The organism is Roseburia sp. AF42-8 (genome assembly GCF_003435965.1).
GTDB lineage: Bacteria > Bacillota > Clostridia > Lachnospirales > Lachnospiraceae > Roseburia_C > Roseburia_C amylophila.
In genome coordinates, this window is sequence record NZ_QTVB01000060.1 from 1 (window position 1) to 10,092 (window position 10,092).

At 36.7% G+C, this 10,092-nt stretch carries 11 protein-coding genes and 1 pseudogene; 3 read left to right on the plus strand and 9 right to left on the minus strand.

Features of this window, described 5'->3' with window-relative positions:
- Positions 1-129 precede the first annotated feature (129 nt).
- Positions 130-747 (plus strand): SGNH/GDSL hydrolase family protein, encoded by a 618-nt coding sequence (locus tag DW059_RS14070; protein WP_117699214.1) that lies wholly within the window; start codon positions 130-132, stop codon positions 745-747.
- 129 nt (positions 748-876) lie between these two features.
- A complete protein-coding gene (locus DW059_RS14075; RefSeq protein ID WP_022243828.1) occupies positions 877-1,590 on the plus strand; it encodes a lysophospholipid acyltransferase family protein in 714 nt (237 codons plus the stop codon).
- A 137-nt stretch (positions 1,591-1,727) separates the two neighbouring features.
- Here DW059_RS14075 and DW059_RS17715 read toward each other — a convergent pair.
- Positions 1,728-2,776, minus strand: a pseudogene (locus DW059_RS17715) (tyrosine-type recombinase/integrase).
- Positions 2,769-3,497 (minus strand): tRNA 2-thiocytidine biosynthesis TtcA family protein, encoded by a 729-nt coding sequence (locus DW059_RS14085; protein WP_117699215.1) that lies wholly within the window; start codon positions 3,495-3,497, stop codon positions 2,769-2,771. The pseudogene DW059_RS17715 and the gene DW059_RS14085 overlap by 8 nt, the downstream one beginning before the upstream one ends.
- Before the next feature lie 116 nt (positions 3,498-3,613).
- On the opposite strand from DW059_RS14085, the gene dtd reads away from it, so the two are divergent.
- Positions 3,614-4,063: a D-aminoacyl-tRNA deacylase gene (gene dtd, locus DW059_RS14090; RefSeq protein WP_117699216.1), complete on the plus strand. Its 450-nt coding sequence runs from the start codon at positions 3,614-3,616 to the stop codon at positions 4,061-4,063.
- Between the two features lie 289 nt (positions 4,064-4,352).
- Here dtd and DW059_RS14095 read toward each other — a convergent pair whose 3' ends face one another.
- The 7 genes from DW059_RS14095 to DW059_RS14125 all read right to left on the minus strand — a co-directional run bounded on the left by DW059_RS14095 (position 4,353) and on the right by DW059_RS14125 (position 10,084).
- A complete protein-coding gene (locus DW059_RS14095; RefSeq protein WP_022243824.1) occupies positions 4,353-4,982 on the minus strand; it encodes a cytidylate kinase-like family protein in 630 nt (209 codons plus the stop codon).
- Positions 4,983-5,162: 180 nt separating this feature from the next.
- Complete coding sequence (locus DW059_RS14100) at positions 5,163-6,083, minus strand: RluA family pseudouridine synthase (protein WP_117699217.1); 921 nt, start codon at positions 6,081-6,083, stop codon at positions 5,163-5,165.
- 15 nt (positions 6,084-6,098) lie between these two features.
- Positions 6,099-6,620 carry a signal peptidase II gene (gene lspA / locus DW059_RS14105; protein ID WP_117699218.1) on the minus strand — a complete coding sequence of 174 codons (522 nt, stop codon included), beginning with the start codon at positions 6,618-6,620 and terminating at the stop codon, positions 6,099-6,101.
- A gap of 62 nt (positions 6,621-6,682) precedes the next feature.
- Positions 6,683-7,435 carry a YlmH family RNA-binding protein gene (locus tag DW059_RS14110; protein ID WP_117699219.1) on the minus strand — a complete coding sequence of 251 codons (753 nt, stop codon included), beginning with the start codon at positions 7,433-7,435 and terminating at the stop codon, positions 6,683-6,685.
- Positions 7,436-7,471: 36 nt separating this feature from the next.
- Positions 7,472-7,993 carry a cell division protein SepF gene (locus DW059_RS14115; RefSeq protein WP_117699220.1) on the minus strand — a complete coding sequence of 174 codons (522 nt, stop codon included), beginning with the start codon at positions 7,991-7,993 and terminating at the stop codon, positions 7,472-7,474.
- A gap of 19 nt (positions 7,994-8,012) precedes the next feature.
- Positions 8,013-8,705, minus strand: coding sequence for a YggS family pyridoxal phosphate-dependent enzyme (locus DW059_RS14120; protein WP_117699221.1), 693 nt, complete (start codon positions 8,703-8,705; stop codon positions 8,013-8,015).
- 59 nt (positions 8,706-8,764) lie between these two features.
- The gene (locus DW059_RS14125) at positions 8,765-10,084 is read right to left on the minus strand and encodes an HlyD family efflux transporter periplasmic adaptor subunit (RefSeq protein WP_330408447.1); all 1,320 of its coding nucleotides are present in this window, start codon (positions 10,082-10,084) and stop codon (positions 8,765-8,767) included.
- Between the last annotated feature and the right edge of the window lie 8 nt (positions 10,085-10,092).

Here is a 10,092-nt window from a genome sequence, read left to right on the forward strand (position 1 = left end):
TTTAAATATTATTTTTAATTTTATATTGACTTTTCATAGTAACCATATTAATATAGTAGGAAATTAGAAAAAGTATTATTTTCAACTACATATATCAAATTACATTATTTAGACAAATGGAGGTTTACTATGAAAGAAATATTATGCTTTGGTGACTCAAATACTTATGGCTTAATTCCTGGCACAAAAGAGAGATATGGACGTGATACCAGATGGACAGGTCTTTTAGAACAACATTTATATGAAAAAGGTTATCGTATTATAGAAGAAGGTTTATGCGGTAGAACCACCGTCTTTGAAGATGAGCTAAGAGAGGGACGGAAGGGGGCTGCCTTACTTCCGACACTGTTAGAAAGCCACGCTCCAATTGACCGGGTTGTTCTTATGTTAGGAACGAATGACTGCAAAAGCTTATATCATGCATCAGCAGAAGCAATTGGACTTGGAATAGAACAATTATTAAAACAGATCCGGAAAATTGATTCAGATACCCGTATTTTGTTAATTTCTCCAATCCAATTGGGAGAAGGAGTTTGGGAGCCGGAGTTTGATCCTGAATTTAATCAGAAATCTGTTGAAGTATCTAAAAAATTGAAATTCGTTTATCAAAGAATTGCCCTAAAATACAACTGCGATTTTCTCGCTGCATCTGATATTGCAGTGCCAAGCAGTGCTGATAGAGAACATTTAAATGAAGAGGGACATCAGAAACTGGCAGAAGCAGTCCTTAAAGTGATTGCAGCATAATATGCTAAGAAATTTAAAATAAAAATTTATCAGAAAAGAAAGAATAGTTGTCGAATTTTCGGAATGTGGTATAATAGTTATGTATTATTTTACGCATAGTACAAGATTAAAATATCAAGGAGTTAGAAAATGTTACGTTTTATATATGTTATTCTAATGAATCTTTTTCGAGCCCCATATATTATACCGAAAATGAGAAAGTGGGCAGATCATCCGGAAAAATATTCGGAAGAAGAACGATATAAACTGGTTCGTCATGTCATTTATTTAATGAAGCGTTCCGGTAAAATCAAGACTGTAGCCTATGGCGAAGAAAATCTTCCAAAAGAAGGTGGATATGTTATGTATCCAAATCATCAGGGTAAATATGATGCTCTTGGTATCATAAGCACTCATAAGGAACCTTGTTCCCTTGTTATGGACGAAGCAAAATCCCATACCATTCTGGTAAGTGAATTTGTTGACTTACTTCAGGGTAAGCGTTTAATAAAAGATAATGTCCGTCAGGCTTTGAAAATTATTACCGAAGTTTCAGAAGATGTAAAGAACGGAAAGAAATACATTCTTTTTCCGGAAGGTGGTTACGAATTCAATAACCGTAATCGTGTCTGTGATTTTAAAGCGGGTAGTTTTAAATCTGCAATAAAAGCACATGTACCAATTGTACCAATTGCGCTGATTGATTCCTACAAAGTCTTTAACAGTTTTTATCTGTGGCCGATTACTACACAGGTTCATTATTTGGAGCCGATTTATTACGAAGAGTATAAAGATATGAAATCCAAAGAAATTGCCGAATTAGTAAAACAGCGGATTCAGGATAAGATATCAAGCATTTTATAAGATTCCTTTTATTATCTTATATTAAAACAGTTTCCCTTCTGGTGATTATAAATATATTTCTACTTTTATAATACCGGAAGGAAAACTGTTTTTCTTATAAAATATTAATTATAATATAATGATAAGAATGCTTATTTTTATTCATCCCGCAAATGAATATATTTTGGAGCAGTTCTTCGACGTTCATCCTCTAAGGCCGCATAATGCTTTTTCGTGGTATTTACATCTTTATGGCCTAAGACATCAGCCACCAGGTAAATATCGCCTGTTTCGCGATATAGTGACGTTCCATAGGTACTTCTTAATTTATGCGGTGTAATATTCTTCATCGTGGTAATTAATTTCGAGTATTTTTTTACCAGATTTTCTACTGCCCGGACACCGATTCGTTTCTTCTGCAGGGAAAGGAAGAGGGCATTGGTGCTTCCTTCCACAGCTTCAATGGTATTTCTTTCTTCCAGATAATTCAAAAGAGCAGTGCGAACCTCATCACCGAAGTATACAACGACTTCTGCACCACCTTTTCGATGTACTTTGATTCCGTTGTTACGAAAGTCTACATCTGTGATATCAAGTCCCACACATTCAGAAACACGGATTCCTGTTCCTAAAAGCAATGTCATAATTGCAAGGTCACGACATTTGGTCTGTTCATGAAACTTCTGCTGGCGTTCGGTTAATTTTTCACCAGATTCAACTTCATCTAACAGCATAGCAACTTCATCTACATCAAGTCTCGTTATGGTTTTTTCATGTTTTTTTGGCATCCGGACAAGCTGTGCAGGATTTTTTGTTATCATTTCTTTACAGAATAGTAATTATAAAAGCTTCGTAAGCTTGCCAGTTTACGTGAAATGCCTCTTTCATCATTGGTATGCGCAACACCATCTTTTTCATAAACCCTTAAATAATCAAGATATTCCTCAATATCCATAGGCGAAATCTGGTCTAACAAATCGATGGTGAATTCATTTACCGGCTTTTTCGCACAAATGGGATTATTCTGATGTATAAAATCAAAAAATATACCTAAATCATATGCATAAGCCAATAGGGTCCGGGACGAAACAGACGCCTTCATTCCGATAAAAAACTCTCGGCAGAAGGGGGGCAGCTCCTTCTGAAGTTCACGTAACTTTAATTCATTTTTTGTATTTACTGATTCATAATATGCCTTTTCATTCATTGGATAATTGCCTCCAGTCTGGAATATTCCCATTTATAATTGCTGTAAATAAACGGTTCTTTACACCAGGATGATCTTTATTAAGCTGTTGTAATAAATCCTTGGCATACTGACGATTTGTTTTTCCATCAAATGTACATGGATTTTTAACAACAGGAAGATTGTAATGATTTTTAAAACCAATTACATCGACTTCCGGAACATACATCAGTGGCCGGATAACATCGAGATTGCTACGGTCGAGATGTGTAACAGGAGGAAATGTATAAAATCTTCCCTCGAACATAAGCGAAAGTAACATAGTTTCTATGATATCATCTTTATGATGAGCATAAGCAACCTTGTTGCAGCCAAGCTCAATGACAGCATGATTCAATGCTCCTTTACGAAGCTTTGCACAAAGAGAGCAGGGGCTATTCTTTTTGTTCTGCTCTTTTATAATTGCCCCAATCTGTGTTGGAATAATATGATATGGCACATCCAGCTTCTGACACAATACTTTGATTTCTGTTAAATCAAAATCCGGATATCCCAAATCAACTGTTATGGCAGTAAGAGAGTAGTGCACCGGATAAAATCTGCGTAAACCAGCCAGGGCATATAACAGCGTAAGACTGTCTTTTCCTCCGGAAATACCAACGGCAATAGAATCATTTTCCTTAATCATCTGAAAATCATCCATCGCCTTTCTGGTATAACTATATAATTTTTGAAGTTTCATGAATAGCCTCCAAGTTTTGTGTTTTACGAATACATTATACATGAAAACTACTGGAAAATCCATGTCTTTACATATATAATAGGATAAGAATATGTAATGAAAGGAATTATAGAAGAATGAAATTTGTAATACAGCGTGTTACACATGCCAAAGTTGAAGTTGAACAGAAAATTATTGGTTCCATTCAGAATGGCTACCTGGTATTAATCGGAATTGCTGAGGATGATAATGAAGAAATTGCAGATAAATTAGTTAAAAAGCTATTGGGATTAAGGATTTTTGCAGATGAGAATGGCAAGACAAATTTAAGTCTAAAGGATGTAAATGGATCCCTCTTGTTAGTTTCACAATTTACATTATATGCAGATTGCCGTAAGGGAAATCGACCGTCCTTTGTAAATGCAGGTAATCCAGAAAAAGCTAATGAATTATATGAATATATCATTGGAAAATGTCGTGACGAAGTTCCGGATGTACAAACTGGTTCCTTTGGAGCAGATATGAAGATAACTTTGCTGAATGACGGTCCATTTACAATTATATTAGATTCAAAAGACTTGATGTAAAGGCTGCTTTGTGCGTTGATATGGTATATATAGTGGTAGTAAAGTATCTATTCGCAAAACACAGCTTTTACGAATAATTGCTGCCATTTTAAGCCGGTCAGCGCCGACGCACGCATAAATGCCTTTGACCTATGCAGGCATTCCCTTATGGTTGTTTCAGAGCTTTTTATCCCCCTTTGTCAGTTCTGCTTTATAGCAAATGAGTGAAAACTATGAATGAAAAATAAAAAGTGCATGAACCCTAAAGTTTCTTTTGGAATACTTTAAAAGTTCATGCGCTTTTTGGTTCTTATTTCATAAGATATAATGCACGATACTGTAAAATCATTTCTACACATTTATCAATGCCAAGAGCGCTGCTGTCTAAGGTCAGATGATAGCTTCTTGAGTCGCCCCATTTCTTGCTGGTATAGTAATTGTAGTAGCTGGCACGCTGTTTATCCTTTTTCTGGATTGCATCCTTTGCTTTGGATTCATTTACCTGCAATTCCGCAGCTACACGTTTGGTCCGGAATTCCTTGTCAGCATGAATAAATACATTGATGCAGTTTGGATTTTCTGCCAGTGCATAGTCGGCGCAGCGACCAACAATGACACAGGATTCTTTTTCAGCAATTTTCTTAATGGTTTCAAACTGTGCTAAAAATACTTTGTGATTTAACGGCATATCTAAAAACGGTGCGGATGAATAGCCATTTATGGAATATGTATCCATAACTAAAGAATATAAGAAACTGTTCGTTGGCTTTTCGTCCTGATTTTCAAAAATTTCACGGCAGAAACCGCTTTCTTTTGCAGCTTCCTGTAAAAGCTCTTTATCATAAAACTTTATGCCGAGACGATCTGCAACTTTCTTGCCAATTTCTCTTCCGCCACTTCCAAATTCACGTCCGATGGTTATAACAACATTATTTCCCATAGTAATCACCTCTTTATGCAAAATATATAACTTGATAAATGAATTATAACATATTTAGTGCACTATTCCTAGTTTTTTCTGAAAATAAATAGAATTTTTTAAAATTGAAAACAGCCAAACACTGAATATTACCGAAAATAATACCGGAGAAAGCATAAAAAATTGAAGAAGAATCCTGAATTAATTCTTCCTCAATTTATTTAAAAGATCTTCAAAATATTCCGGAATCGGTGCTTTAAACTCAACATATTCTCCGGTTGCCGGATGCACAAATCCAATGATATAAGCATGAAGGGTCTGTCCTTGCAGATGATATGGATTCTTCAGACTGCCATATACGGTATCGCCCAGTAAGGGATGACCAATACTTGCCATGTGAACACGAATCTGATGGGTACGTCCCGTTTCCAGTTTGAATTCCATATAAGTTGCATCTTTTAGACGCTCTATAACACGGTAATGGGTAATTGCGGTTTTCCCATTTCGTTCATTAATTGCCATTTTCTTACGGTCTTTTGGATGACGTCCGATTGCGCCTTCAATGGTGCCGGAATCTTCTTTTACAATGCCTTTTACAATGCCACGATACAGCCGGTTAACGGAATGCACTTTAATCTGTTCTGCAATCAGACGATGGCTCTGGTCATTTTTGCATATAATCAGTGAACCGGTGGTATCCTTATCAATTCGATGAACGATGCCTGGCCGGATTTCACCATTGATTCCGGAAAGATTTTCCCTGCAATGGTACATGATTGCATTTACAAGCGTTCCGCTGTAATGTCCGGGACATGGATGTACAACCATATCTTTGGGTTTATTAACGATAATTACATCATCATCTTCATACAAGATGTCTAATGGAATAGCTTCTGGTAAAATGGTTGTCTTTACCGCATCTGGTATGGTCACAGAAACCATATCTTCTATATGCATCCGATAATTTGCTTTTGATTGTGGCACATCATTGACCAATACCAGCCCGTCTTTTATCAGCTTCTGAAAGAAACTTCTGGACTGTTCCGGGTAGATAGCAGCCAGAAACTTATCCAGACGTTCCTCTTCATATTCACCTGTAACTTCAAAAGTTTCCTTATGCATAAAAGAAATTTCCCCCTACTCTTCCGCTTTTTTGTTCTTCATAAATGGGAAAATCTGACCTAATTCCTCTTCCTTATAATAAAACAGCATCAGCAGAATAAAGAGAATACATGCTACTACCACATAAATATCTGCAACATTAAAAATTGGGAAATTAATTAGCTTAAAATAAAAGAAATCAATGACATACTGGTGTACAACACGGTCAATCATATTTCCAATAGCACCGGCAACAATCAGTACAGCAACAATGCGGATTGGTGTAAATCTTTTCGTCAGTGGAATATTATGATAAAGAATTACCACTATTACAAGGAAAATCAATGTTCCAATCACAAAAAAAGTTTTCTTCCCCTGCATAATACCAAAGGCTGCCCCCTGATTTTCAAGATACTGCAATTCAAAAACGTTCTTAATAATTGGAATTGCAGCCTGTCCTTTGAGATGAAGCACGGCTAAATATTTTGCTATCTGGTCGAGAAAAAGCAATACTGCTGTACTCAATATAGTAATTATATACATGATTTTCTTATTCATAAATCTATCGCCTTTCGTCTTTTTTATGAAACATACTGCCGGAAGTGGATTTTCATCATTAATCAAACATACTGCCGGAAACGGATTTTCATCTTACTTTTCTTTGTGGTGCCAATTTCCCCATCAAAAATGAATTTTCCGGTGCCCCGGATGGAAATCACATCTTTTTGTTTACATAAGTATGTGTTATGTAAACACTCTGCACCATTGATAAGAATTTTCCCGGATTGAATCAACACAACCGACTGGCTTCTTGATTTTCCGCTCATGGCAGCTATCACACTATCTAAGCGATTCGATGCCACAATTTTTTCGAATTCTTTTAATTCTGGCTCCACTGCCATAGCTGATGGTTCTTCTAAAACACAATGTACTATAGTATGACATACCTGTTGAAGTTCCTCGGCTATGTAATCGGCAATTTCCCTTTTTACAAAAAGGTAAGCCTTATTATCCTTTATCAGAATGTCTCCCAGCTTCTCTCTTGCAATGCCAAGATTCATCAATGCTCCCAATACATCCCGGTGGGAAATTGTATCTGCAAATTTCGGATAAGCCGGTGCAATTTCAATACATTTAATCGGATAACTCCATTCATAATAAAGAGCATCAGGAAGAAAAGCTGCTATCTGACGCTCTGCATAAAAACAGCCGCCCGATAATTCATAGGTAATTCCCAATGATCCGGCGCAGCTATTTAAGATATTCTGTTCATTCAGGGTAAGAAAATCGCTGAAACAGACAATCCCCTTGCGTTGTGCCTGCTGGAACAAGTCCAGAAAGCGTTTTTTTATTAATTGTTCATCCTGCATCATAACTATATCATATCATATATTTTGATTGTAATACTATTAACGAAAATCTGTCTGAATGGACGAACCGGAGAAGCTGTCTAAAATCTCCTGGAAGTCACCTGAAATATCAACAGATTCTGGTGTAATAATAAAGATATAATTGGATATCTTCTGCAAATTTCCATTGATTGCATAACAGGAACCAGAGGTAAAGTCAATAATTCTCTGGGCAATCTCAACATCCAGACCCTCTACATTCAATACAACGGTACGGTTCATAAGAAGAGTCTCAGTAATCTCTCTTGCATCCTCAAAAGAGGTTGGCTTAATCACACAGACTGCCATATTACCATTCTGCTTCCGGCTGCTGCGCATTGGAGTAATCTTGCTGACTGCCTTTGGTTTCTCCTTTACAACAGGCTCATCGAAATCGTCATCCTCTTCCTCATGCTTATGGAAAAGCTTTTTCTTTGGCTTTTCTTCTTCCTCATCATCATAATAATCGTCATCATAGAAATCATCATCGTCATCATCTGAGTTCAAACGCATAACATCCATAAATTTATCAAAAAGACCCATTGTTCATTCTCCTAACTACTTATTTATTATAATTTCTTTCGCCAAAAATTCCGGTACCGACACGAACCATTGTAGCACCTTCCTCAATGGCAACCATATAATCTCCTGTCATACCCATGGACAGGACATTCATAGATACATTATCAATGTTTTTTGCGGCTATGTCAACAGATAATTGGCGGATATTCCGAAAATATTGACGGTTATCTTCTGGATTTTTTACCAACGGAGCAATAGTCATAAGTCCTTTTATCTGTACATTTTCAAGCTGTGCAATCTGTTCTACCAGTGCAATGGCATCCTCTGCATGAATGCCAAATTTGCTGCTTTCTTCAGCAATATTGACTTCCACGAGAATTGGAACTGTGATATTTTTCTTCTTTGCCTGAATATTAATTTCTTCAGCGAGACGATAAGAATCTACAGAATGAATCAGGCAGACCTTATCAACGATATATTTCACTTTATTTCTCTGTAAATGACCAATCATATGCCATTTGATATCCTGTGGAAGCTCATCATATTTTTCTACCAGCTCCTGTACTTTATTTTCCCCAAAGTCACGGATGTTTTCATCGTAAATTTCCTGCAGCATTGGTACCGGCTTGGTCTTGCTGACAGCAATCAATGTTACATCTTCCGGATTCCTTCCGGACTTTTCACATGCCTTTAAAATATTTTCCTGCACTTCTTTTAAGTTTTCTTTCAGCATTTTATACACCTCTTAATCTCATGATATCATTTTATGATAATATTACTTTTTTAACAATATTAATTAATCAAATCATCCTCGGAAACAGCATCGCCCTCTAATGCAATGTGATCATAAATGGAGATTCCAAAATCTGTTCCAGCCTTTACAATGGTATATTCTTCATTCTGATACAAAATATCAATCTGCTTGAATACCGCATATCCCTTGTTGACATTGTATACACCCTGAAGTGTGGACTGCGCCTGCACCTCAAAAGTATCATTGGAATCCGGCTTTTGAATGATGCTGCCGGCAGTAATTTCTTCTTCGTCAATATAATAATCCGTTTCGGATTCCTGGAAAATAGCTGTTGCAACGAAATTAACAGCATTGGTCTTACTGTCCCTTACATATAAGCCTAAGGAGTTAGAATCGCCTCCACGGGTAAAATATTCCTTCGGAACAGTATAGAAAGCCTTTTCCGTAATGGAAGAATTTGGAATCTTAAGTCCACTCCGCTCTGTCAGCAGTAATTCCACATCGGTAAAACGGTCTCCTGCAAAGCGAACCATGTTATTATGCAGAGATAATATCACATAATAATCATTCCCCTGGGTTTTTAATTCATAATTCACCCAGCAGCTCGTATTGTCTTTTTTAAATTTGATTTCAATAACATTGCTGTCTGTTAACCGGTCATAGGTTGCTTTCTTGACCGGAAGAATGATATTCCAGTTTTCACTGGTAATCTGCTTATAAATCGGGTCACCTGCAGCAATCGTACTGTTATTTTTAATGGTTGTCTTCTTATAATCCAGCGGCTGAATATCATCTGCCGTAAAATTATCTGTCGTGATATTTTCATAGCCATCGGTATAATAAGCAATTAGCCCCGGAGTCTGGGCATAACTGATATGGAAAGTATCACTTGCCGTTGCCCCGGATGCTGTCAAATCGGATAATGCACTCATATTTACCGATTCCATGACCTGAGAGCTTACATTTTCTTTAAAATCATATACATGATAAAAAGACAATGAATCATAGGACTGGGTAAACTGTGATACATTGGACTTCAGATTTTTAAAATAATCACTGTCAAGCCCCGTGGTATCTGAAGCAGCTGCAGCCGCCAACTGATCACTGACAGAGCCTGTCTCATCCACAGAACAGATAATATTGTTCCAGCCAGCCTGGGCATTGTCTGCAATGTAATAATTAAAGGTACCACTATAGTCGGAAGTATAAACACTTTCTGACCTTACAATCAATCCGGTATAAGTATTATTCTCGGCAATTGTACCCTGGGTCACTTCATATATTCCAATGTGTTTTTCAGTGAAATAAGAAAATACATAAAAAAGAATATATACAAGAATAATGACAAAAATGACAATACTCTATA